The following is a 20,564-nucleotide window of genomic DNA, read 5'->3' as shown; positions in this document are numbered from 1 at the left end:
GGATGGACGCGGGGCTCCGGGACCTGACTTACGCAGTGCGGGCCGGACCCCGCGTCCGGCGGCGCAGGAGCAGCCGGGCCGGCACGGCCAGCACGGCGAGCAGCACCAGCCACGGAACCAGGAAGCCGACCACCACCAGCACCGCGCCGGCACCGGTCACGAAGGCGTCCCAGCCCTGCGCCAGGCCGCCCAGGAAGCCGTCGGCCTCCTCGTCCTCCTGCTCGTGGCGGGTCGCCGGCTGCGAGAGGTAGACGGTGAGCGTCGACATGCTGGTCTGGTCGGCCAGCCACTGCTGCCGCGACTCCAGCGCGTCCAGGTCGGCCTGGCGGCTGGCGAGCTGGGACTCGATCGCCACGATCTGCTCGATCGTCTCGGCCCGCGCCAGCAGCGTCTCGATCCGCTGCACGCTCTTGCGCTGCGCCCGGATCCGGGCTTCCACGTCGACCACCTCGGCGCTCACGTCCTCGGCGTTGGTCGTCGTCCCCGTCGGGGTGGCGATCCCCTCCAGCGCCGCCACCACGTCGTCGAAGCGCTCGCTCGGCACCCGCAGCACCAGGCGCGCGGTGCTCAGCTCGCCCTTCTCGCCGGTCGTGGTCTCCTGCTCGCCGACCGTGCCCTGGTGCGCGTCGACCACCTTGCGCACCTCCAGCCGGGCCTTGCCGACGTCCTTCGCCTCCAGCGACACGGTGCCGGTGGCGATCACCGCGGGCTGCGCGGCGTCGGGGGCCCGGGCGTCGTCGCGCCCGGCGCTGCCGCCGCTGTCGCCGCTGTCGCCGGCACTGTCGGCCACGCCCGCCGGCGCCTCCGCCGGGGCCCCCGCCGGGGCCGCCTCGCTCATCAGCGCGTCGCCGGACGCGGCCTTCGAGCCGCTCGCGTCGTTGCTGTCGCCGGAGCTGCAGCCGACCAGGGCGAGGAGGGTGGTGAGTCCGGCGAGGGCGAGCGCGGCACGGCGCGGTGAGGTCTGCATGGCACTCCGACGCAGCCCGGCTCTCGGTGGTTCCGTCTCGCGCCGCGCATCTGACGAACGAGCTGTGGATCGGCCGCTGCGCAGCCCGTTCGTCAAATGCGCGGCGAGGACCGGGCGGCTACAGCAGGCCCTGGGCCTTGAGGGAGAGGTAGTGGTCGGCCAGCGCCGGGGGCAGCTCGCCGACGTCGGCGTCGACCACGTCGACCCCGAGCCGCACCAGCATGGCGCGGGTGCGCTCGCGGCGCTCGACCTCGTGGGCGGCGGCCGCGGCGGCGTAGACGTCGTCGGCGGTGGCCTCGGTCTCGGCGACCGCGGCCAGCCGGGTCAGCTCGGGATCGCGGACCGAGGCGATGACGACCCGGTGGTGACGGGTCAGGACCGGGAGCACGGGCAGCAGGCCGTCGGCGATGGCGGCCGGCTCGAGCGCGGTGAGCAGGACGACGAGCGCCCGCTGGCGGCCGAAGCCCTGGACCGCGCCGGCCAGCAGGTCCCAGTCGGCCTCGACCAGCACCGGGTCGAGCTCGGCCATCTGCTCCTGCAGGCGCAGCGCCACGTCGCGGGCGCCGTGCAGCCGCTGGCGGGCCCGGACCCGGCGGTCGCCGGCGACGAAGTCGACCCGGTCGCCGGCCCGGGAGGCGAGGGCGCCGAGCAGGAGGGCGGAGTCCATGGCCGCGTCCAGGCGGGGCATGCCGTCGGTCTCGGGCTCGCCCGCGGCGCGGGCGACCCGGCCCGCGGAGGTGCGGGAGGTGTCGAGGACGAGCACCACCCGGCGGTCCCGCTCGGGCTGCCAGGTGCGGACCACGACGTGGGTGCTGCGCGCCGACGCGCGCCAGTCGATGGAGCGGACGTCGTCGCCGCGGACGTACTCGCGCAGCGAGTCGAACTCGGTGCCCTGGCCGCGCACGCGGACCGCGGCCCGCCCGTCGAGGTCGCGGAGCCGGGCCAGCCGGGACGGCAGGTGCTTGCGCGACTCGAACGGCGGCAGCGCGCGCACCGATCCGGGGACGTCGTAGGTGCGCTGCCGGGCGACCAGCCCCAGCGGCCCCCAGGACCGGACCGTGACCCCGGCCGCGCGCAGGTCGCCGCGGCGCCGGGGGAGCAGCGGAGTGCTCAGCCGCCGCTGGTCGCCGGGGACCAGCCGGAGCCGGAACCTGTTGTCGCGGGCGCCGGCGGAGGGCTGCCAGGCGTCGCGGACGTGGAGGTGCAGCCGGCGTCCGGTCGCCGCGACGGTGAGCTCGGAGGACGCCGGGTCGCCGAGCCGCACCGAGCCCGGCGGGCGCCGGGTGAGGGTGGCAAGACCGGGGGAGGGGGTGAGCAGCCGGTCCAGGCCGACGAGGAGCAGCACCCCCAGCAGCCAGAGCCACACCGTGCCGGCCTGGGGGCGCAGCACGACAGCCACCAGCCCCAGCAGGAGCAGCAGCGCGACCCGGCCGGAGATCGCCATCGGCTCAGCGCGGGACGGGGACGGAGGCGATCGCGGAGGCCAGCACCTGGGCGACGTCGACGCCCTCGAGCTCCGCCTCGGCACGTACGCCGAGCCGGTGGGCCAGCGACGCCTGGGCCAGCGCCTTCACGTCGTCGGGCGTCACGAAGTCGCGGCCCGAGAGCCAGGCCCACGCCCGCGCCGCCCGCAGCAGCGCGGTCGCGCCGCGCGGGCTGACGCCGAGCGACAGCGAGGGCGACTGCCGGGTGGCCCGCGCGATGTCGACGATGTAGGACGCCACCTCGGGGGACACCTGCACCTGCTTCACCGCGGCCTGGCCGGCCTCGACATCGGCGGCGCCGGCGACCGGCCGCACGCCCGCGCCGGCCACGTCGCGCGGGTCGAAGCCCTCGGCGTGCCGGGTGAGGATGGTGATCTCGTCCTCGCGCGGCGGCACGGGCAGCACCACCTTGAGCAGGAAGCGGTCGAGCTGGGCCTCGGGCAGCGGGTAGGTGCCCTCGAACTCGACCGGGTTCTGGGTGGCGGCCACCAGGAACGGGCGCGGCAGGGGCCGGGTCACGCCGTCGGCCGACACCTGGCCCTCCTCCATCGCCTCCAGCAGCGCGGACTGGGTCTTGGGCGGCGTCCGGTTGATCTCGTCGGCCAGCAGCAGGTTGGTGAAGATCGGGCCCTCGCGGAAGCTGAGCTCGCCGCCGCCCGCCGCGTCGATGACCAGCGAGCCGGTGATGTCGCCGGGCATCAGGTCGGGGGTGAACTGCACCCGCCGGGTCTGCACGTCGAGGCTCTGGGCGAGGGTGCGCACGAGCAGCGTCTTGGCCGTCCCCGGCACGCCCTCCATCAGCACGTGGCCGCCGCACAGCAGCGCGACGAGCAGCCCGGACACGGCGGCGTCCTGGCCGACCACGGCCTTGGCGACCTCCTGGCGCACGGCGAGCAGCCGCTCGCGGACGCCGGCCTCGTGGGTGGTCTGGGTCATGAGCGTCGTACCTCTCTCCTCAGTCGGGCCAGGTCCTGCGCGAACCGGACCAGGTCCTGGTCGGTCGCCGGGGCGGTGCGGTGGTCGTCGAGCAGCGCGGACACCGCCTCGACGGGTGCGCCGAGGTGGCGGGCGGTCGCCTCGACGACGGCGTGGGTCGGCGCGCCACGGTCGAGGCGCAGCCGGCGGGCCAGGTCGGCACGGGCGGCCTGGCGCAGCGCGCGGGCGGCGTGGTCGCGGTCGCCGCTGCGGCGGTACATCCGGCCCCGGCTCCGGGTCGTCTCGACCGCGCGGACCACCACGGGCAGCGGCTCGGTCGAGAGCGGCCCGAGCCGGCGCACCCGCCACAGCAGCAGCGCCGCCCCGGCGAGCGCGACCAGCCAGAGCGCGGGCCCGATCCAGTCGGGCAGCAGGCTGCCGATGGTGACCGCGTCGTCGGAGACGGCATCGGTCGCGTCGGGGACGTACCAGACCAGCCGCGGGTCCTGTCCGAGCAGGCGGAGCCCGACCGCCGCGTTGTCGGCACGGGTGACCTGGTCGTTGGTCAGCGCCTGGCCGGCGCCGAACAGCACCAGGCCGTCGACGCCGCGCACCAGTGACCGGTCGTCGACCGGGAAGCAGCCCGCCCCGGTGTACGACGTCGCCCGGTCGACCTCGACCGTCAGCCCCTCGAGGCCCACGCCGGCGACCCCGTCGGGGCATCGGGCGGCGAGCGCGTCGTCCTTGCCGGCGGACACCGGGAGCAGCCCGAGGTCGGGGTCGATCTCCTGGATGATCGCGAAGTCGGGCTCGACCAGCACCACCCGCGCGGCGGCGGCCGCGTGGGCGCGCATCCGCTCGAGCGTGCTCGGCGCGAGCTGCTCGGTGCCGCTGACGACGACGGTGGTGGCGTCGTCGACGGCGGCCTCCTCGAAGGCGGCGGCCGAGCGGGCGATGGTGACCTCGACGCCCTGGTCGGCCAGCACCTTGGCCAGCGCCTGGGCCCCGTCGGGACCGGGATTGCGCGGGTCGGCGACGCCCGGGTACTTCTCGGAGTCGCGGGTGAGCCAGACGGCCACCACGAGCGCGAGCACGACCGCCGCCGCGACCGCGAGCCGTCCGCGCGACACCCTGATCCGGGTCATCGGCGCGCCGCCCGCCCCGCGAGCAGGTCGTCGAGCGCCAGCAGCTCGGCGGCCTGCGCGCTGGTGGCCGGCCGCTCGCCGTAGAGGACGCCGTCGAACAGGTCGGCGCCGTGCAGCACCGCCGACCGGTGCTCGGGGAAGACCGCGACCAGCGCGCCGGCCAGCTCGTGGGCGGTGGCCTGGGGCAGGTCCTCGATCCGGCCGCGCTCGATCTGGCGCACCGCGGCCGCCCGGTAGGCGTCGACCAGCGCCGCGGCCGGGTCGCCGGCCACGAGCGCCGCCTCGGCCCGGGCCCGGAGCCGGTCGGCCGAGACCACCTCGTCGGTCAGGGCCGGAGCCTGCGCGGACCGGCCGGTCGCCGTACGCCGGGCGCGGCTGGCCAGGAAGAGCACCCCGCCGACGATCAGCAGCACCACCACGAACGCGGCGGCGGTGGCGAGCGCCGAGGACCCGGACGCGGCGTCGACGGTGCGCGAGATCAGCCGGTCGAGCCAGCGGGTCAGCCGCCCGAGGAGGTCGTCTTGGTAGTACTCCGGGCGCACCAGCTCGCGGCGCAGCTCACGGCGCGCCTCGTCGCCGCTCGGGTCGAGCGGCGGGTCGAGGCGGACGAGAGCGAGCGCCGGGATCATGCGGGGACGATCCCCGCCTCCCGCATCAGCTCCACGTCGAAGGCCTCCTTGCGCATCCGGAGGTCGACGTACTGGACCGAGGTGACGGCGGCCAGGAAGGGGGCGACGAAGGCGTTCTGGAGGACCAGCGCCACGGCCTGGGTGAGGATCAGGGCCAGCGCGGAGTACTCGGGCACCGCCAGGGCGACGACATTGCCGACGATGCTGACCGGGAACGACAGCAGCCCGCCGGCGAACTGCGCGATCAGCACCGTGAGCAGGGCGATGCCGAAGGTGCGCCAGAACTGCCGCGCGCTCAGCCGCCAGCCGCGGCCGATCGCGCCGAACACCCCCACCGGCTCGAGCATCAGCGCGGGGACCGGGAGGTAGTAGTAGCGGATCCACAGCCAGCAGCACAGGGCGATGAACGCCGGCACGGTGACCAGGCCCCAGACCACCACCGGCCACGGCCCGTCGCTGATCGCGACCACGACCACCCAGGCCAGGACATAGACGGTCACCAGCGCGAGATAGGTGAGGTTCAGGATCAGGGTCAGCGCGAGCAGGCGCCACCGCTTCCCGCGGGTCGCGGCCCAGGCCTCGCCGAGCCCGAGCCGGCGCCCCACCGCGGCCGCGCGGGTCACGTGGGCGACCATCCCGGTCACGAACACCACGCCGACCTGGGCGACGACCAGGGAGAGCAGCAGCGATCCGTACGCCGCGAGGGCGCCGACCAGCTCGGCCACCGACGCGTCGGGGTCGACCTCACCCGAGGCGTCGACCGCGATCCCGATCGTCAGCGAGATCGCCACGGTCACCAGGACCGGGATCAGCATCGCTACGGCGGTCACCATCACCGCCGCGCCGACGGTGGCCTTCGGGTTGAACCGGATGATCCGGAACGCGCCGTCGTAGATGTTGCCGAGGTTGAGCGGGCGCAGGGGGAGCGCTCCCGGCTTGTGGGCCGCGCCGAGCATCAGCCCCGGCACCGGGCCCGGACCGGTCGGGTAGGGAGCCCAGCCGGGCGGCGCCGCGCCCGGCCCGTCGGCCGGTGGCGCACCCGGCGGCGGCGCGCCCGGCGGGGGGAACGCGGGCCCGGCCGCGCCGGGCGGGACCGGGTCGGCGGGCGCGGGCGCACCCGGGGGCGGGTACGGGTGCGAGGGGCCGTCGGTCATGCGGGTCATCCTCGCATCCGGGCCCGAGGGAATGGTCCCAAGGGCGCGAAGCGTGCAGAACGGCGCCCTACGGGCAGCGGAACGACGACAACAGCGCAGCAGAACGACGACGAATGGCCAGCAGAACGACGACATCTCGCGCCGGGCCACGCTAGAGTCCAGGTGTGAGCGCATTGGTCGGGCGGCATCTCTTGGAGACCGGCGGGGCCTACCTGGAGACTTTCCCAGCCTTGGTCGTGCAGGGCGCGCGCCAGGTCGGCAAGAGCACGTTCGCGGGGTTGCTGGCCGCAGACCGTCCCTCTCTCACGCTCACCCTGGATGACCAGCAGGTCCGGGACGCGGTCGTGGCCGACCCCGCCGCCTTCATCGAGCAGCTGCCTGACGGACTGCTGGTTGTCGACGAGATCCAGCGAGCTCCCGAGCTGATCCTCGCGGTCAAGGCGGCGATCGACAGGAATCGCCGGCCCGGTCGGTTCGTCCTGACCGGCTCCTCCGACCTGCTCCGCCTCGAACGCACGCCGGACAGCCTCGCGGGTCGTGCGGTCAGCATCCAGCTGCGCGGCCTGAGCCAGGGTGAGCTCGCCGGGCGCCGCGAGGACTTCGTGGCCGCGCTCGCGTCAGGCGCCACCCCGCTGGGCTTCCGGACGGGGGTCGGGGCCGACGACTATGCCGGCCGCATCGCTCGCGGCGGATATCCCGAGGTCCGCGAGCTGCGCGAGCGGCTCCGACCGGTCTGGTTCGACAGCTATCTCGAGCGCATCGTCCAGCGCGACGCGCGCGAGCTGGTGCGGCTCCCTGAGCCCGAGAGGTTGGCGTCGCTGTTGCGTCTGATCGCCGCCAACCAGTCCGGCGAGCTGGTGAAGGCGCGCCTCGCCGAGGCGGCCGGGCTTCCTGCGACCAGCATCGCGGCCTATGTCGACCTGCTCCGGACTCTCTATCTGGTGGACCTGCTGCCGCCGTGGACTCCGAATCTGACCCGGCGCGAGATCGGCAAGCCGAAGTCGATCGTTGCCGATCCCGGCTTGGCCCTGCGGCTGGCCCGGCTCGCCGAGGGTCAGATCGCCGGGCTGGCCGGCCGCGACGCCCTCGGCCCGCAGCTGGAGGGCTTCGTCGTCGCCGAGCTCCTCAAGCAGCGGGGCTGGAGTGAGTGTGCCTTCGACCTCTATCACTACCGCGATCGAAACGGGCTGGAGGTCGACGTCATCATCGAACTCGAGGACGGGCGGGTGTTCGGCGTCGAGGTCAAGGCGGCGCGTAGCTACCGCCGCCAGCAGTTCGCGGGTCTCGAGGGGATCGCCGCACGTCTGGGGGACAGGTTCGCCGGGGGCGTGGTCCTCACGACGGCGCAGGACGGCTATCAGTACCGTCCGGGAATGTGGGGACTGCCGGTGGCGGCGCTCTGGGAGTGGCCGGACGCGCCGTAGCGGAACGGTCGTCGCTGGCAATTTGGTGCGCCCCGCGAACTCTGCCAAGATGTTCCGGTTGCCCCGGACAGGTCGTCGGGGTGCGCGCCCATCTTGACTACTGAATCGTGTCTCCCCTGCGGAGTGGTCGGCCCTGCCGATCCGAGCCGCGTGGAGCGTGTGCAGGTCGTCGACATCAGCTCGCACCGCACGCCCGGGAGGCCCGAGGCAGCCAAGAACAACAGCTCCACTTCCCCAGGGAAGACGTGTGTGCCCGGAAAACGTGCGACACGCCCGACCGCGGGGGTCGGAGCTGAAGGACCCAGAGTCGTACGACGAGTAAGGACGAGAGAGACCTATGGCGGGACAGAAGATCCGCATCAGGCTCAAGGCCTATGACCACGAGGTGATCGACACCTCGGCGCGCAAGATCGTGGACACGGTCACCCGCACGGGTGCGAAGGTCGCCGGCCCGGTGCCGCTGCCGACCGAGAAGAACGTCTTCTGTGTCATTCGCTCGCCGCACAAGTACAAGGACTCGCGCGAGCACTTCGAGATGCGCACCCACAAGCGGCTCATCGACATCATCGACCCCACGCCGAAGACCGTCGACAGCCTGATGCGCCTCGACCTGCCGGCCGGTGTCGACATCGAGATCAAGCTCTGAGGTTCGGGACATGACTATTGAGCGCAACGTGAAGGGGCTGCTGGGCACCAAGCTCGGCATGACCCAGCTCTGGGACGAGAACAACCGGGTCATCCCGGTGACCGTGGTCGCCGCCGGCACCAACGTCGTCACCCAGGTCCGCCAGCCCGAGCCGGACGGCTACAACGCCATCCAGATCGGCTTCGGCGAGATCGAGGGCCGCAAGGTCAACAAGCCGCAGGCGGGTCACTTCGCCAAGGCCGGCACGACGCCGCGCCGCCACGTCGTCGAGATCCGCACCGCCGACGCCAGCGAGTACACCGTCGGCCAGGAGCTGCCCGTCGACACGTTCGAGGCCGGCCAGGTCATCGACGTGACCGGCACCAGCAAGGGCAAGGGCTTCGCCGGTGTCATGAAGCGTCACGGCTTCGCCGGTGTCAGCGCCTCCCACGGTGCCCACCGCAACCACCGCAAGCCGGGCTCGATCGGCGCGTGCGCCACCCCCGGTCGCGTGTTCAAGGGTCTGCGCATGGCCGGCCGCATGGGTACCGACACCGTCACCACCCAGAACGTCACCGTCCACGCCGTCGACGTCGAGAAGGGCATCGTCCTGATCAAGGGCGCCGTCCCCGGCCCCAAGGGCGGTCTCGTCGTTCTCCGCACGGCTGCGAAGAAGGGCTGATCACCATGGCCAAGACCGTCTCTGTCGACTTCCCCGCCGAGATCTTCGACGTCGAGGTCAACATCCCGCTGATCCACCAGGTCGTCGTCGCCCAGCAGGCCGCCGCGCGCCAGGGCACCCACGCCACCAAGCGTCGCGGCGAGGTCCGCGGCGGTGGCAAGAAGCCCTACAAGCAGAAGGGCACCGGCCGCGCCCGCCAGGGCTCGACCCGCGCGCCGCAGTTCGCCGGCGGTGGCATCGTCCACGGCCCGCAGCCGCGTGACTACAGCCAGCGCACCCCCAAGAAGATGAAGGCCGCCGCCCTGCGCAGCGCCCTCTCCGACCGGGCCCGCAACGAGCGGATCCACGTCGTCGAGGGCCTCGTGTCCGGCGACAAGCCGTCGACCAAGGCCGCGCTCGCCTCGCTCTTCGAGCTGTCCGACCGCCGCAAGTTCCTCGTCGTGCTGGAGCGCACCGACAGCCTCACCTGGCTCTCGCTGCGCAACGCGCCCGAGGTGCACATCGTGGCGGTCGACCAGCTCAACACCCGCGACGTCCTCGTGAGCGACGACGTGGTGTTCAGCAAGGCCGCGTTCGACCGCCTCGTCGGTGGCAACGCCGAGGAGGAGACCAACTGATGAGCACCCTGCACAAGGACCACCGCGACGTCCTGATCGCGCCCGTGGTGTCGGAGAAGAGCTACAGCCTCCTCGACGCCAACAAGTACACCTTCCTGGTGCACCCGGACGCCAACAAGACCGAGATCAAGATCGCCGTCGAGAAGATCTTCGGCGTCAAGGTCACCTCGGTGAACACGCTCAACCGTCCGGGCAAGGTCCGCCGCACCCGCAACGGCCTCGGCAAGCGCAAGGACACCAAGCGCGCCATCGTGAGCCTGGCCGACGGTCACCGCATCGACATCTTCGGAGGTCCGGTCTCCTGACCGGGCTAGGTAGAGGAATCTGACATGGCTATCCGCAAGTACAAGCCGACCACCCCGGGCCGTCGTGGCTCCTCGGTGGCCGACTTCGCCGAGATCACCCGGACCACCCCCGAGAAGTCGCTGACCCGCCCGCTGCCCAAGAAGGGCGGCCGCAACAACCAGGGCCGGATCACCACGCGGCACCACGGTGGCGGTCACAAGCGCGCCTACCGGATCATCGACTTCCGTCGCTACGACAAGGACGGCGTCCCGGCCAAGGTCGCCCACATCGAGTACGACCCCAACCGCACCGCGCGGATCGCGCTGCTGCACTACGCCGACGGCGAGAAGCGCTACATCGTGGCGCCGAAGGACCTGACGCAGGGCATGCGGGTCGAGTCGGGCGTCGGCGCCGACATCAAGCCGGGCAACAACCTGCCGCTGCGCAACATCCCCGTCGGTACGACGATCCACTGCGTGGAGCTGCGTCCCGGCGGCGGCGCCAAGCTGGCCCGCTCGGCCGGCAACAGCGCGCAGCTCGTCGCCCGTGAGGGCTCGCGTGCCACCCTGCGTCTGCCCTCGGGCGAGATGCGCTACGTCGACGTGCGCTGCCGCGCGACGATCGGCGAGGTCGGCAACGCCGAGCAGTCCAACATCAACTGGGGCAAGGCCGGCCGCATGCGGTGGAAGGGCAAGCGCCCGACCGTCCGTGGTGTGGTCATGAACCCGGTCGACCACCCGCACGGTGGTGGTGAGGGCAAGACGTCCGGTGGTCGTCACCCCGTCTCGCCGTGGGGCAAGCCCGAGGGCCGTACGCGCAAGCGCAAGGCCAGCGACTCCCAGATCATCCGACGCCGCAAGTCCGGCAAGAACAAGCGCTGAAGGAACTGAGAGATGCCTCGCAGCCTGAAGAAGGGCCCCTTCGTCGACGGCCACCTGCTCAAGAAGGTGGACGCCGAGAACGAGAAGGGCAGCCACAACGTCATCAAGACCTGGTCGCGCCGGTCCATGATCATCCCCTCGATGATCGGCCACACGATCGCGGTCCACGACGGTCGCAAGCACGTCCCGGTCTTCGTGTCCGACTCCATGGTCGGCCACAAGCTCGGTGAGTTCGCGCCGACCCGCACCTACCGCGGCCACGTCAAGGAAGACCGGAAGGGACGCCGTCGATGAGCACCACTGAGCGTCACCGCACCAGCGCGCGTCGCGAGTCGCTCCTGGGCGAGGAGCCCGGCGCCTTCGCGACCGCCCGCTTCGTGCGGATCACCCCGATGAAGGCGCGCCGCGTCGTCGACCTGGTCCGCGGCCTGCCCGCCGACGAGGCGCTGACGCTGCTGCAGTTCGCGCCGCAGTCGGCTTCGGAGACCGTCTACAAGGTGCTGCAGAGCGCCGTCGCGAACGCCGCGACCACCGAGGGCCTCGCCACCGGCGACCTGGTCGTCTCGGTCGCGCGGGTCGACGAGGGTCCGACGATGAAGCGCTGGCGTCCGCGTGCGCAGGGCCGGGCCACCCGGATCAACAAGCGCACCAGCCACATCACCATCGCGGTCCAGCCGGCCGATGTCGTCGCGAAGAAGGGCAAGAAGTAATGGGTCAGAAGATCAACCCGAACGGCTTCCGCCTCGGCATCTCGACCGACCACAAGTCGCGTTGGTACGCCGACAAGCTGTACAAGTCCTACGTCGGCGAGGACGTCGCGATCCGCAAGCTGCTCAGCAAGGGCATGGAGCGGGCCGGCATCGCCAAGGTCGAGATCGAGCGCACCCGCGACCGGGTCCGCGTCGACATCCACACCGCGCGTCCGGGCATCGTCATCGGTCGCCGTGGCGCCGAGGCCGACCGCATCCGCGGCGAGCTCGAGAAGCTCACCGGCAAGCAGGTCCAGCTCAACATCCTCGAGGTCAAGAACCCCGAGATCGACGCGCAGCTGGTCGCCCAGGGTGTCGCCGAGCAGCTGTCGGGTCGCGTGCAGTTCCGCCGCGCGATGCGCAAGGCCATGCAGACCTCGATGCGCTCCGGTGCCAAGGGCATCCGGATCCAGTGCTCGGGCCGTCTCAACGGCGCCGAGATGTCGCGCACCGAGTTCTACCGCGAGGGTCGTGTCCCGCTGCACACCCTGCGCGCCGACATCGACTACGGCTTCTACGAGGCCCGCACGACCTTCGGCCGGATCGGCGTGAAGGTCTGGATCTACAAGGGCGAGGTCGCCGGCTCCCGTGCCGAGCGCCAGGCCCAGGCCGCTGCCCGCGCCGGTGTCCCCGGCCGCGGTGGCCGCCCCAGCCGTGGTGGCGACCGGCCGACCCGTGGGTCGCGCGGCGACCGCCCGAACCGCTCGGACCGCAACGCCGAGGGTGCCGCTCCCGCCGTGGAGAGCAACCCCGAGGCCACCCCGGCCGAGCCGACCACCGGATCGGAGTCCTGAGTCATGTTGATGCCGCGTCGCGTCAAGCACCGCAAGCAGCACCACCCCAAGCGGTCGGGTGCTGCCAAGGGCGGTACGTCGCTCGCGTTCGGTGACTTCGGTATCCAGGCGCTGGAGGGTGCGTACGTCACCAACCGCCAGATCGAGTCGGCCCGTATCGCGATGACCCGCCACATCAAGCGTGGCGGAAAGGTCTGGATCAACATCTACCCGGACCGCCCGCTCACCAAGAAGCCGGCCGAGACCCGCATGGGCTCCGGCAAGGGCTCGCCCGAGTGGTGGGTCGCCAACGTCAAGCCGGGCCGCGTCATGTTCGAGCTCTCCGGCGTCCCGGAGGACATCGCGCGTGAGGCCATGCGCCGTGCGATCCACAAGCTGCCCATGAAGGCCCGATTCATCACGCGAGAGGCTGGTGAGTTCTGATGGCGAACGTCATCCGCGCCCACGAGCTGGACGAGCTCAACGCCGTCGACCTCGAGGCCAAGCTGCGCGAGGCCAAGGAGGAGCTGTTCAACCTCCGCTTCCAGGCGGCCACCGGCCAGCTGGAGAGCCACGGTCGGCTGCGCACGGTCAAGAAGGACATCGCCCGGATCTACACCGTGGTGCGTGAGCGCGAGCTCGGCATCCGGACCGCCCCGGGTTCGGAGGAGGAGAACTGATGAGCGAGTCTGCACAGACCGCGCGCAACGCCCGCAAGACCCGTGAGGGTCTCGTGGTCAGCGACAAGATGGACAAGACGGTCGTCGTGTCCGTCGAGGACCGCGTCAAGCACGCCCTGTACGGCAAGGTCATGCGCCGCAACACCCGGCTCAAGGCCCACGACGAGCAGAACGACTGCGGCGTCGGCGACCGCGTCCTCATCATGGAGACCCGCCCGCTGTCGGCCACCAAGCGCTGGCGCGTGGTGGAGATCCTCGAGCGCGCGAAGTAAATCCGTTCGGCCAGGCTCAGGGTCTGTGAGGCCCTGAGAACCGGCACGACAACCAGGAGAAATCGATGATTCAGCAGGAGTCGCGACTCAAGGTCGCCGACAACACCGGTGCCAAGGAGATCCTTTGCATCCGCGTGCTCGGCGGCTCCGGTCGTCGCTACGCCGGGATCGGTGACGTCATCGTCGCCACCGTCAAGGACGCCATTCCCGGCGGCAACGTCAAGAAGGGCGAGGTCGTCAAGGCCGTCGTCGTGCGCACCGTCAAGGAGCGCCGCCGCCCCGACGGTTCGTACATCCGCTTCGACGAGAACGCGGCGGTGATCCTCAAGAACGACGGCGAGCCGCGCGGTACGCGCATCTTCGGCCCCGTCGGCCGCGAGCTGCGGGAGAAGAAGTTCATGAAGATCATCTCGCTGGCTCCGGAGGTGCTGTGATGGCTGCCCGCAAGAAGTCCGAGCAGGTTCGCAAGAAGCCCAACCTGCGGGTCAAGAAGGGCGACACCGTCAAGGTCATCGCCGGCAAGGACAAGGGCGCCGAGGGCAAGATCATCAAGGTCCTCCGTGAGGAGGAGCGCGTGATCGTCGAGGGTGTCAACCGGATCAAGAAGCACACCAAGGTCGTCGACCAGGGTGGGCGCGCCGGCAACACCGGCGGCATCATCACCACCGAGGCCCCGATCCACGTGTCCAACGTGATGCTGGTCGAGGGCGACGGCGTGACCAAGGTCGGCTACAAGCGGGTCGACGTCACCAAGCGCCGCCCCGACGGCTCGGAGTACCCGTCGACGCGCAGCGTCCGCATCTCCCGCAAGACCGGGAAGGAGATCTGAGATGAGCGAGACCACCATCGAGAAGGTCACCCCTCGGCTCAAGACCAAGTACCGCGAGGAGATCCTCCCGGCGCTCAAGTCCGAGTTCGAGATCGCCAACGTCATGCAGGTCCCCGGTCTGGTCAAGATCGTGGTCAACATGGGTGTCGGCGAGGCCGCCCGCGACTCGAAGCTGATCGAGGGCGCGATCCGCGACCTGACCGCGATCACCGGCCAGAAGCCGGCCGTGACCAAGGCGCGAAAGTCCATCGCCCAGTTCAAGCTGCGCGAGGGCATGCCGATCGGCACCCACGTCACCCTGCGGGGCGACCGGATGTGGGAGTTCCTCGACCGTCTGCTGTCGCTGGCCCTCCCGCGCATCCGTGACTTCCGGGGCCTCTCGCCCAAGCAGTTCGACGGTCGCGGCAACTACACCTTCGGGCTGACCGAGCAGGTCATGTTCCACGAGATCGACCAGGACAAGGTCGACCGCCAGCGGGGCATGGACATCACCATCGTCACCACGGCGACCAACGACGAGCAGGGGCGCGCGCTGCTGAAGCAGCTCGGCTTCCCGTTCAAGGAGAACTGACATGGCGAAGACTGCGCTCAAGGTCAAGGCGGCCCGCAAGCCCAAGTTCGCGGTGCGCGGCTACACCCGCTGCCAGCGGTGCGGCCGGCCCAAGGCGGTCTACCGCAAGTTCGGCCTGTGCCGGATCTGCCTGCGGGAGATGGCCCACCGCGGCGAGCTGCCCGGCGTCACCAAGTCGAGCTGGTAACACCCAACCGTTGAAGGTCCACCTGCCGCGAGCGGGTGGAAACCACAGCAGAAAGAACACACATCATGACGATGACTGACCCGATCGCAGACATGCTCACGCGTCTGCGCAACGCCAACCAGGCGTACCACGACGCGGTGACCATGCCGTACAGCAAGCTCAAGGAAGGCGTCGCGGAGATCCTCAAGCAGGAGGGCTACATCACCTCCTACGCGGTCGCCGACAACGAGAACGGCGTCGGCAAGCTGCTGACCGTGACCCTGAAGTACGGCCGCAACCGCGAGCGCTCGCTCGCCGGCGTGCGCCGCATCAGCAAGCCCGGTCTGCGGGTGTACGCCAAGCACACCGGCCTGCCGAAGGTCCTCGGCGGCCTGGGCGTGGCGATCATCTCGACCAGCCAGGGTCTGCTGACCGACCGCCAGGCCAACCAGAAGGGCGTGGGTGGGGAAGTCCTCGCCTACGTCTGGTGACAAGGGAAGGAGAGAGAAGAACATGTCGCGCATCGGCAAGCTCCCCGTCCCGGTCCCGGCTGGGGTCGACGTCCAGATCAACGGCTCCGACGTCACGGTCAAGGGCCCGAAGGGCACCCTGAGCCACACCGTGGTCGCTCCGATCACCGTGGAGAAGGGTGAGGGCGTCCTCGACGTCAAGCGTCCCGACGACGAGCGGCTCTCGAAGGCCTACCACGGCCTGAGCCGCACGCTCATCAACAACATGGTCATCGGCGTGACCGAGGGCTACGAGAAGAAGCTCGAGATCGTGGGCGTCGGCTACCGCGTCCTGTCCAAGGGCCCGACCCAGCTGGAGTTCCAGCTCGGCTACTCGCACCCGATCATCTTCGACGCCCCCGAGGGCATCACCTTCACGGTGGAGGGCCCGACCAAGCTCGGCGTCGTCGGCATCGACAAGCAGCTGGTCGGCGAGGTCGCCGCCAACATCCGCAAGCTCCGCAAGCCCGAGCCCTACAAGGGCAAGGGCGTCCGGTACGCCGGCGAGCACGTCCGTCGCAAGGTCGGAAAGGCTGGTAAGTGACCATGGCGATCACCCTCAAGCACCAGCGGAACCTCTCGGCTCGCGCCAGCTCCAAGCTGCGCCGCCAGATCCGCGGTCGCAAGAAGATCTCCGGTACCTCCGAGCGTCCGCGCCTGGTGGTCACCCGGTCGAGCAAGCACATCACCGCCCAGGTCGTCGACGACCTGGTCGGCAAGACCCTGGTCTCGGCCTCGACCCTCGAGGGCGACCTGCGCGCCTTCGACGGCGACAAGACCGCCAAGGCGAAGAAGGTCGGCGAGCTCGTCGCCGCCCGCGCCAAGGAGCAGGGTGTCGAGTCGGTCGTCTTCGACCGGTCGGGCAACAAGTATCACGGTCGCATCGCGGCCCTGGCAGATGGCGCCCGCGAGGGCGGCCTGACCTTCTGACCGCGAACAGGACTGAGGAGAGATCATGAGCGGACCCCAGCGCGGACAGCGTTCGGGCGGCGACCGTGGCGGCCGTGGTGGCCGTGACGGCGGCCGCGGTGGCGCCGAGAAGAGCCAGTACGTCGAGCGCGTCGTCGCGATCAACCGCGTCGCCAAGGTCGTGAAGGGTGGTCGTCGCTTCAGCTTCACCGCCCTCGTGATCGTGGGCGACGGCGACGGTCTGGTCGGCGTCGGCTACGGCAAGGCCAAGGAAGTTCCCGCGGCGATCGCCAAGGGCGTCGAGGAGGCGAAGAAGAACTTCTTCCGCGTCCCCCGCGTCCAGGGCACGATCCCGCACCCGGTCCAGGGCGAGAAGGCCGCCGGCGTGGTGTTCCTGCGCCCGGCCGCTCCCGGTACCGGTGTCATCGCCGGTGGTCCGGTGCGCGCCGTCCTGGAGTGCGCCGGCATCCACGACGTGCTCAGCAAGTCGCTGGGCTCGTCCAACCAGATCAACATCGTGCACGCGACCGTCGCGGCGCTCCAGATGCTGGAGCAGCCCGAGGCGGTGGCCGCGCGCCGTGGTCTGCCGGTCGAGCACGTCGCCCCGGCGGCGCTGCTGAAGGCCAAGGCCGAGGGCGAGGCCGCCGCGGCCGCCGCCAAGGCCTCGGCCCCCGAGGCGGTGTCCGTCTGATGGCACAGCTGAAGGTCCAGCAGACCAAGTCGAAGATCGGCACCAAGGCCAACCAGCGTGAGACGCTGCGCAGCCTCGGTCTCAAGCGGATCGGCGACGTCGTGATCAAGGAGGACCGTCCCGAGATCCGGGGCATGGTCCACACCGTCCGTCACCTGGTGACGGTCGAGGTCGTCGGAGGCGAGTGACAATGACGCTCAAGCTGCACCACCTGCGCCCCGCGCCGGGTGCGAAGACCGCCAAGACCCGCGTGGGTCGTGGTGAGGGCTCCAAGGGCAAGACCGCCGGTCGTGGTACGAAGGGCACCAAGGCCCGCTACCAGGTCCCGGTCGCGTTCGAGGGTGGCCAGATGCCGCTGCACATGCGGCTCCCGAAGCTCAAGGGCTTCAAGAACCCCTTCAAGGTGACCTTCCAGGTCGTCAACCTCGACCGGATCAGCGCGCTGTTCCCCGAGGGCGGCGACGTCACCCCGGAGACGCTGGTCGCCAAGGGCGCCGTCCGCAAGGGCGAGCTCGTCAAGGTGCTCGGCCAGGGTGACCTGACGGTCAAGGTGTCGGTGAGCGCGAACGCGTTCTCGGCATCGGCCAAGGAGAAGATCGAGGGCGCCGGCGGGACCGTCACGGTCCTGTGATGGCGCTGCGAGGGGCGCGTCGGTCCCGGGTGTTGCCCGGGTCTCGTCGCGCCCCTTGCGCGTCTCCGAAGCCTGCTCCTCGGCAGGCTCGGCGTACCCCGTCAGGGGGCTGTGACCTCCCTGTTAGGCTTCCCGCTGGCCACAAGGCCAGCGATGAGAGAAGAGGACCCGCGTGCTCACCGCGTTCGTGAACGCCTTCCGGACCCCGGACCTGCGGCGCAAGCTGCTGTTCGTCCTGTTGATCATCGTCATCTTCAGGGCCGGGTCCCAGATCCCTGCTCCTGGCGTGCACGTCTCCAACGTGGAGAAGTGCATCAAGGTGGTCGAGGAAGGCAGCAACGCCAGTCTCTACAGTCTGGTCAACCTGTTCTCCGGTGGAGCTCTCCTCCAGCTGACGATCTTCGCGCTCGGCATCATGCCGTACATCACCGCGAGCATCATCCTGCAGCTGCTCGTCGTGGTGATCCCGCGGCTCGAGGCCCTCAAGAAGGAGGGCCAGGCCGGCCAGACCAAGATCACGCAGTACACCCGCTATCTCACCCTGGGCCTCGCGGTCCTGCAGGCCACCGGCATCGTCGCGCTGGCGCGCACGGGCAACCTGCTCCAGGGCTGTGACAGCACGCAGTATCCGCTGCTGCACAGCAATGACACCAAGACCTTCCTGGTCATGGTCGTGACCATGACCGCCGGCACCGCCGTCATCATGTGGCTCGGCGAGCTGATCACCGAGCGCGGAGTCGGCAACGGCATGTCGATCCTGATCTTCACCCAGGTGGTCGCGACCTTCCCGATCGCGCTGTGGCAGGTCAAGATCAGCCAGGGCTGGTGGACCTTCGGCATCGTGGTCGTGATCGGTCTGGTGCTGGTCGCCGCGGTCATCTTCATCGAGCAGGCGCAGCGCCGGATCCCGGTGCAGTACGCCCGCCGGATGGTGGGCCGCAAGATGTTCGGCGGCAGCTCGACCTACATCCCGCTCAAGGTCAACCAGGCCGGCATCATCCCGGTCATCTTCGCCTCGTCGCTGCTCTACCTGCCGGCGATGGCGGTCCAGTTCAACCAGGAGAACCCCAACAAGGTCATCCGCTGGGTCAACGAGTACCTCGTCGACCAGGGTCACCCGATCCACATGGCGGCGTACTTCCTGCTGATCATCTTCTTCACCTACTTCTACGTCTCGATCACCTTCAACCCGCAAGAGGTGGCCGACAACATGAAGAAGTACGGCGGCTTCATCCCCGGGATCCGGGCGGGCAAGCCGACCCAGGACTACCTGTCCTACGTCCTGTCCCGCATCACGCTGCCGGGCGCTCTCTACCTGGGTCTGATCTCGCTCGTACCGCTGATCGCGTTCGTGCTGATCAACGCCAACCAGAACTTCCCGTTCGGTGGCACGTCCATCCTGATCATGGTCGGCGTCGCGCTCGACACCGTGAAGCAGATCGAGAGCCAGCTCCAGCAGCGCAACTACGAAGGATTCCTGCGTTGAGGCTTCTGATCATGGGCCCGCCCGGTGCCGGCAAGGGCACCCAGGCGAAGGCGGTCGCCGACCACTTCGGCGTCCCGGCCATCTCCACGGGCGACATCTTCCGCGCGAACGTCGGCCAGGGCACCCCGCTCGGCGTCGAGGCGAAGCGCTACATGGACGCCGGGGAGTACGTTCCCGACGAGGTCACCAACAACATGGTTCGCGACCGGATCGCCGAGCCGGACGCCGACAAGGGCTTCCTGCTCGACGGCTACCCGCGCACCCTGGCCCAGGTCACCGAGCTCGACAGCATGGTCGACGCGACCGGACACCGCCTCGATGCGGTGCTGGTGCTCACCGTCGACCAGGAGGCGCTCCTCGGCCGGCTGCTCAAGCGGGCCGAGATCGAGGGCCGCGCCGACGACACCGAGGATGTCATCCGGCGCCGGCTCGAGGTCTACTCCGCCGAGACCGAGCCGCTGATCTCGGTCTACGCCGAGCGCGGCCTGGTCGTCTCGGTCGACGGCATGGGTGAGATCGACGAGGTTCAGCAGCGGATCTTCGACGCGCTCGACGACATCCCCCAGAGCTGAGCCGGGACCGGTGTTCTTCGACCAGCACCGGATCGAGCTCAAGACTCCGGAGCAGGTGCGCGTGATGCGTGCGGCCGGCCTGGTGGTCGGCCGCACCCTCGCCCGGCTGCGCGACGCGGTCCGGCCGGGGGTCACCACCGCCGAGCTCGACGCGCTCGCGGAGCAGAGCATCCGGGAGCAGGGCGCGGTCCCGTCCTTCCTCGGGTATGGCGAGCCGCCGTTCCCCGCCAGCATCTGCGCCTCGGTCAACGACGAGGTCGTGCACGGCATCCCCGGTCCCCGGGTGCTCGCCGAGGGCGACGCGATCTCCATCGACTGTGGCGCGATCGTCTTCGACGACTCCGGCCAGGGCTGGCACGGCGACGCCGCGATCACGGTGGCCGTGGGCGCCGTGCGCGACGAGGTGGCCGAGCTGATGCGGGTCACCGAGGAGGCGCTGTGGCGCGGCCTGGCCGCTGCCCGCGTCGGGGGCCGGGTCGGGGACATCTCGCACGCCGTGGCGTCGTACGTGCGCGGCCAGGGGGACTACGGCATCGTCGACGGCTACACCGGTCACGGCATCGGCACCGCGATGCACATGGAGCCCGACGTCCCCAACGAGGGGCGCGCGGGCCGGGGCCCGCGGCTGCGCCAGGGCACCGCGCTCGCCGTCGAGCCGATGATCAGTCTCGGCACCCACGACAGCGATGTCGCCGCGGACGAGTGGACCGTGGTGACCACCGACGGCAGCTGGGCGGCGCACTACGAGCACACCTTCGCGCTCACCGAGGCCGGGGTGTGGGTGCTCACCGCCGAGGACGGCGGCCGGGCGCGGCTGGAGGAGCTAGGCGTCCCCTTCGGGGGCGAGTGAGGGTGATTCACCCCGTCGGTTGCCGGATCTGAGAACGTTCGGCGTGATCTAGCCGACTCTTTCCGTCA

Annotated in this window: 31 protein-coding genes; 25 read left to right on the top strand and 6 right to left on the bottom strand. The window is 70.6% G+C overall.

Annotated features, from left to right (window positions below):
- Positions 1-28: 28 nt before the first annotated feature.
- The 6 genes from JOD66_RS06095 to JOD66_RS06070 all read right to left on the bottom strand — a co-directional run bounded on the left by JOD66_RS06095 (position 29) and on the right by JOD66_RS06070 (position 6,294).
- Complete coding sequence (locus JOD66_RS06095) at positions 29-967, bottom strand: DUF4349 domain-containing protein (RefSeq protein WP_204836016.1); 939 nt, start codon at positions 965-967, stop codon at positions 29-31.
- A 118-nt stretch (positions 968-1,085) separates the two neighbouring features.
- Positions 1,086-2,411: a DUF58 domain-containing protein gene (locus JOD66_RS06090; protein WP_204836015.1), complete on the bottom strand. Its 1,326-nt coding sequence runs from the start codon at positions 2,409-2,411 to the stop codon at positions 1,086-1,088.
- 4 nt (positions 2,412-2,415) lie between these two features.
- A complete protein-coding gene (locus JOD66_RS06085; protein ID WP_204836014.1) occupies positions 2,416-3,387 on the bottom strand; it encodes an AAA family ATPase in 972 nt (323 codons plus the stop codon).
- Entirely contained in the window at positions 3,384-4,511 is a 1,128-nt protein-coding gene (locus JOD66_RS06080; RefSeq protein ID WP_204836013.1) for a DUF4350 domain-containing protein, read from the bottom strand. The genes JOD66_RS06085 and JOD66_RS06080 overlap by 4 nt, the downstream gene beginning before the upstream one ends.
- Positions 4,508-5,140: a DUF4129 domain-containing protein gene (locus tag JOD66_RS06075; protein WP_204836012.1), complete on the bottom strand. Its 633-nt coding sequence runs from the start codon at positions 5,138-5,140 to the stop codon at positions 4,508-4,510. The genes JOD66_RS06080 and JOD66_RS06075 overlap by 4 nt, the downstream gene beginning before the upstream one ends.
- Positions 5,137-6,294: a hypothetical protein gene (locus tag JOD66_RS06070; RefSeq protein WP_204836011.1), complete on the bottom strand. Its 1,158-nt coding sequence runs from the start codon at positions 6,292-6,294 to the stop codon at positions 5,137-5,139. Before JOD66_RS06070 ends, JOD66_RS06075 begins: the two co-directional genes overlap by 4 nt.
- A gap of 164 nt (positions 6,295-6,458) precedes the next feature.
- Between JOD66_RS06070 and JOD66_RS06065 the strand changes: the two genes are divergently transcribed.
- From JOD66_RS06065 to map, 25 genes are all read left to right on the top strand, one after another.
- Positions 6,459-7,718: an ATP-binding protein gene (locus JOD66_RS06065; protein WP_204836010.1), complete on the top strand. Its 1,260-nt coding sequence runs from the start codon at positions 6,459-6,461 to the stop codon at positions 7,716-7,718.
- Between the two features lie 337 nt (positions 7,719-8,055).
- The gene (rpsJ, locus tag JOD66_RS06060) at positions 8,056-8,364 is read left to right on the top strand and encodes a 30S ribosomal protein S10 (RefSeq protein WP_007078637.1); all 309 of its coding nucleotides are present in this window, start codon (positions 8,056-8,058) and stop codon (positions 8,362-8,364) included.
- Between the two features lie 10 nt (positions 8,365-8,374).
- On the top strand, positions 8,375-9,025 hold the full coding sequence (gene rplC / locus JOD66_RS06055) for a 50S ribosomal protein L3 (protein ID WP_141797576.1): 651 nt from the start codon (positions 8,375-8,377) through the stop codon (positions 9,023-9,025).
- Positions 9,026-9,030: 5 nt separating this feature from the next.
- Positions 9,031-9,642, top strand: coding sequence for a 50S ribosomal protein L4 (gene rplD, locus JOD66_RS06050; protein ID WP_204836009.1), 612 nt, complete (start codon positions 9,031-9,033; stop codon positions 9,640-9,642).
- Positions 9,642-9,947 (top strand): 50S ribosomal protein L23, encoded by a 306-nt coding sequence (gene rplW / locus JOD66_RS06045; RefSeq protein WP_141003841.1) that lies wholly within the window; start codon positions 9,642-9,644, stop codon positions 9,945-9,947. Before rplD ends, rplW begins: the two co-directional genes overlap by 1 nt.
- A gap of 24 nt (positions 9,948-9,971) precedes the next feature.
- Complete coding sequence (gene rplB / locus JOD66_RS06040; protein WP_141797579.1) at positions 9,972-10,808, top strand: 50S ribosomal protein L2; 837 nt, start codon at positions 9,972-9,974, stop codon at positions 10,806-10,808.
- Between the two features lie 12 nt (positions 10,809-10,820).
- Positions 10,821-11,102 (top strand): 30S ribosomal protein S19, encoded by a 282-nt coding sequence (gene rpsS, locus JOD66_RS06035; protein WP_204836008.1) that lies wholly within the window; start codon positions 10,821-10,823, stop codon positions 11,100-11,102.
- Positions 11,099-11,518 (top strand): 50S ribosomal protein L22, encoded by a 420-nt coding sequence (rplV, locus tag JOD66_RS06030; protein WP_204836007.1) that lies wholly within the window; start codon positions 11,099-11,101, stop codon positions 11,516-11,518. The genes rpsS and rplV overlap by 4 nt, the downstream gene beginning before the upstream one ends.
- Complete coding sequence (gene rpsC, locus JOD66_RS06025) at positions 11,518-12,351, top strand: 30S ribosomal protein S3 (protein ID WP_204836006.1); 834 nt, start codon at positions 11,518-11,520, stop codon at positions 12,349-12,351. The genes rplV and rpsC overlap by 1 nt, the downstream gene beginning before the upstream one ends.
- A gap of 3 nt (positions 12,352-12,354) precedes the next feature.
- On the top strand, positions 12,355-12,774 hold the full coding sequence (rplP, locus tag JOD66_RS06020) for a 50S ribosomal protein L16 (protein ID WP_139621514.1): 420 nt from the start codon (positions 12,355-12,357) through the stop codon (positions 12,772-12,774).
- Complete coding sequence (gene rpmC / locus JOD66_RS06015; protein ID WP_204836005.1) at positions 12,774-13,010, top strand: 50S ribosomal protein L29; 237 nt, start codon at positions 12,774-12,776, stop codon at positions 13,008-13,010. Before rplP ends, rpmC begins: the two co-directional genes overlap by 1 nt.
- On the top strand, positions 13,010-13,282 hold the full coding sequence (gene rpsQ / locus JOD66_RS06010; protein ID WP_204836004.1) for a 30S ribosomal protein S17: 273 nt from the start codon (positions 13,010-13,012) through the stop codon (positions 13,280-13,282). Before rpmC ends, rpsQ begins: the two co-directional genes overlap by 1 nt.
- A 65-nt stretch (positions 13,283-13,347) precedes the next feature.
- Positions 13,348-13,716 (top strand): 50S ribosomal protein L14, encoded by a 369-nt coding sequence (gene rplN, locus JOD66_RS06005; RefSeq protein ID WP_141797584.1) that lies wholly within the window; start codon positions 13,348-13,350, stop codon positions 13,714-13,716.
- Positions 13,716-14,111 (top strand): 50S ribosomal protein L24, encoded by a 396-nt coding sequence (gene rplX / locus JOD66_RS06000; protein ID WP_218865757.1) that lies wholly within the window; start codon positions 13,716-13,718, stop codon positions 14,109-14,111. The genes rplN and rplX overlap by 1 nt, the downstream gene beginning before the upstream one ends.
- A gap of 1 nt (position 14,112) precedes the next feature.
- Positions 14,113-14,682, top strand: a complete 570-nt coding sequence (gene rplE, locus JOD66_RS05995) for a 50S ribosomal protein L5 (RefSeq protein ID WP_204836003.1) — start codon at positions 14,113-14,115, stop codon at positions 14,680-14,682.
- Between the two features lies 1 nt (position 14,683).
- Positions 14,684-14,869, top strand: coding sequence for a type Z 30S ribosomal protein S14 (locus JOD66_RS05990; protein ID WP_011757321.1), 186 nt, complete (start codon positions 14,684-14,686; stop codon positions 14,867-14,869).
- 65 nt (positions 14,870-14,934) lie between these two features.
- Positions 14,935-15,339 (top strand): 30S ribosomal protein S8, encoded by a 405-nt coding sequence (gene rpsH / locus JOD66_RS05985; protein WP_179727418.1) that lies wholly within the window; start codon positions 14,935-14,937, stop codon positions 15,337-15,339.
- 22 nt (positions 15,340-15,361) lie between these two features.
- Positions 15,362-15,901 carry a 50S ribosomal protein L6 gene (gene rplF / locus JOD66_RS05980; protein ID WP_204836002.1) on the top strand — a complete coding sequence of 180 codons (540 nt, stop codon included), beginning with the start codon at positions 15,362-15,364 and terminating at the stop codon, positions 15,899-15,901.
- A 2-nt stretch (positions 15,902-15,903) separates the two neighbouring features.
- Positions 15,904-16,287 (top strand): 50S ribosomal protein L18, encoded by a 384-nt coding sequence (rplR, locus tag JOD66_RS05975; protein ID WP_141797588.1) that lies wholly within the window; start codon positions 15,904-15,906, stop codon positions 16,285-16,287.
- Between the two features lie 25 nt (positions 16,288-16,312).
- Positions 16,313-16,957, top strand: a complete 645-nt coding sequence (gene rpsE / locus JOD66_RS05970) for a 30S ribosomal protein S5 (RefSeq protein WP_204836001.1) — start codon at positions 16,313-16,315, stop codon at positions 16,955-16,957.
- Positions 16,957-17,145: a 50S ribosomal protein L30 gene (rpmD, locus tag JOD66_RS05965; protein ID WP_136436430.1), complete on the top strand. Its 189-nt coding sequence runs from the start codon at positions 16,957-16,959 to the stop codon at positions 17,143-17,145. Before rpsE ends, rpmD begins: the two co-directional genes overlap by 1 nt.
- A gap of 2 nt (positions 17,146-17,147) precedes the next feature.
- Positions 17,148-17,588 carry a 50S ribosomal protein L15 gene (gene rplO / locus JOD66_RS05960; RefSeq protein ID WP_204836000.1) on the top strand — a complete coding sequence of 147 codons (441 nt, stop codon included), beginning with the start codon at positions 17,148-17,150 and terminating at the stop codon, positions 17,586-17,588.
- A gap of 172 nt (positions 17,589-17,760) precedes the next feature.
- Positions 17,761-19,074: a preprotein translocase subunit SecY gene (secY, locus tag JOD66_RS05955; RefSeq protein ID WP_204835999.1), complete on the top strand. Its 1,314-nt coding sequence runs from the start codon at positions 17,761-17,763 to the stop codon at positions 19,072-19,074.
- Positions 19,071-19,646: an adenylate kinase gene (locus JOD66_RS05950; RefSeq protein WP_204835998.1), complete on the top strand. Its 576-nt coding sequence runs from the start codon at positions 19,071-19,073 to the stop codon at positions 19,644-19,646. Before secY ends, JOD66_RS05950 begins: the two co-directional genes overlap by 4 nt.
- 10 nt (positions 19,647-19,656) lie before the next feature.
- Positions 19,657-20,496, top strand: coding sequence for a type I methionyl aminopeptidase (map, locus tag JOD66_RS05945; protein ID WP_307823325.1), 840 nt, complete (start codon positions 19,657-19,659; stop codon positions 20,494-20,496).
- The last annotated feature ends 68 nt before the right edge of the window (positions 20,497-20,564 follow it).

This window comes from Nocardioides nitrophenolicus, from assembly GCF_016907515.1.
Taxonomy (GTDB): Bacteria; Actinomycetota; Actinomycetes; order Propionibacteriales; family Nocardioidaceae; genus Nocardioides; species Nocardioides nitrophenolicus.
Note: the sequence above shows the minus strand (reverse complement) of the source record. Positions and strands in the feature narration are given on the sequence as shown.

Excerpts from the sequence above, each read along its gene's own strand:
- JOD66_RS06095 (WP_204836016.1), bottom strand. The coding sequence starts at position 967 with ATGCAGACCTCACCGCGCCGTGCCGCGCTCGCCCTCGCCGGACTCACC.
- JOD66_RS06090 (WP_204836015.1), bottom strand. The coding sequence starts at position 2,411 with ATGGCGATCTCCGGCCGGGTCGCGCTGCTGCTCCTGCTGGGGCTGGTG.
- JOD66_RS06085 (WP_204836014.1), bottom strand. The coding sequence starts at position 3,387 with ATGACCCAGACCACCCACGAGGCCGGCGTCCGCGAGCGGCTGCTCGCC.
- JOD66_RS06080 (WP_204836013.1), bottom strand. The coding sequence starts at position 4,511 with ATGACCCGGATCAGGGTGTCGCGCGGACGGCTCGCGGTCGCGGCGGCG.
- JOD66_RS06075 (WP_204836012.1), bottom strand. The coding sequence starts at position 5,140 with ATGATCCCGGCGCTCGCTCTCGTCCGCCTCGACCCGCCGCTCGACCCG.
- JOD66_RS06070 (WP_204836011.1), bottom strand. The coding sequence starts at position 6,294 with ATGACCGACGGCCCCTCGCACCCGTACCCGCCCCCGGGTGCGCCCGCG.
- rpsJ (WP_007078637.1), top strand. The coding sequence starts at position 8,056 with ATGGCGGGACAGAAGATCCGCATCAGGCTCAAGGCCTATGACCACGAG.
- rplC (WP_141797576.1), top strand. The coding sequence starts at position 8,375 with ATGACTATTGAGCGCAACGTGAAGGGGCTGCTGGGCACCAAGCTCGGC.
- rplD (WP_204836009.1), top strand. The coding sequence starts at position 9,031 with ATGGCCAAGACCGTCTCTGTCGACTTCCCCGCCGAGATCTTCGACGTC.
- rplW (WP_141003841.1), top strand. The coding sequence starts at position 9,642 with ATGAGCACCCTGCACAAGGACCACCGCGACGTCCTGATCGCGCCCGTG.
- rplB (WP_141797579.1), top strand. The coding sequence starts at position 9,972 with ATGGCTATCCGCAAGTACAAGCCGACCACCCCGGGCCGTCGTGGCTCC.
- rpsS (WP_204836008.1), top strand. The coding sequence starts at position 10,821 with ATGCCTCGCAGCCTGAAGAAGGGCCCCTTCGTCGACGGCCACCTGCTC.
- rplV (WP_204836007.1), top strand. The coding sequence starts at position 11,099 with ATGAGCACCACTGAGCGTCACCGCACCAGCGCGCGTCGCGAGTCGCTC.
- rpsC (WP_204836006.1), top strand. The coding sequence starts at position 11,518 with ATGGGTCAGAAGATCAACCCGAACGGCTTCCGCCTCGGCATCTCGACC.
- rplP (WP_139621514.1), top strand. The coding sequence starts at position 12,355 with ATGTTGATGCCGCGTCGCGTCAAGCACCGCAAGCAGCACCACCCCAAG.
- rpmC (WP_204836005.1), top strand. The coding sequence starts at position 12,774 with ATGGCGAACGTCATCCGCGCCCACGAGCTGGACGAGCTCAACGCCGTC.
- rpsQ (WP_204836004.1), top strand. The coding sequence starts at position 13,010 with ATGAGCGAGTCTGCACAGACCGCGCGCAACGCCCGCAAGACCCGTGAG.
- rplN (WP_141797584.1), top strand. The coding sequence starts at position 13,348 with ATGATTCAGCAGGAGTCGCGACTCAAGGTCGCCGACAACACCGGTGCC.
- rplX (WP_218865757.1), top strand. The coding sequence starts at position 13,716 with ATGGCTGCCCGCAAGAAGTCCGAGCAGGTTCGCAAGAAGCCCAACCTG.
- rplE (WP_204836003.1), top strand. The coding sequence starts at position 14,113 with ATGAGCGAGACCACCATCGAGAAGGTCACCCCTCGGCTCAAGACCAAG.
- JOD66_RS05990 (WP_011757321.1), top strand. The coding sequence starts at position 14,684 with ATGGCGAAGACTGCGCTCAAGGTCAAGGCGGCCCGCAAGCCCAAGTTC.
- rpsH (WP_179727418.1), top strand. The coding sequence starts at position 14,935 with ATGACGATGACTGACCCGATCGCAGACATGCTCACGCGTCTGCGCAAC.
- rplF (WP_204836002.1), top strand. The coding sequence starts at position 15,362 with ATGTCGCGCATCGGCAAGCTCCCCGTCCCGGTCCCGGCTGGGGTCGAC.
- rplR (WP_141797588.1), top strand. The coding sequence starts at position 15,904 with ATGGCGATCACCCTCAAGCACCAGCGGAACCTCTCGGCTCGCGCCAGC.
- rpsE (WP_204836001.1), top strand. The coding sequence starts at position 16,313 with ATGAGCGGACCCCAGCGCGGACAGCGTTCGGGCGGCGACCGTGGCGGC.
- rpmD (WP_136436430.1), top strand. The coding sequence starts at position 16,957 with ATGGCACAGCTGAAGGTCCAGCAGACCAAGTCGAAGATCGGCACCAAG.
- rplO (WP_204836000.1), top strand. The coding sequence starts at position 17,148 with ATGACGCTCAAGCTGCACCACCTGCGCCCCGCGCCGGGTGCGAAGACC.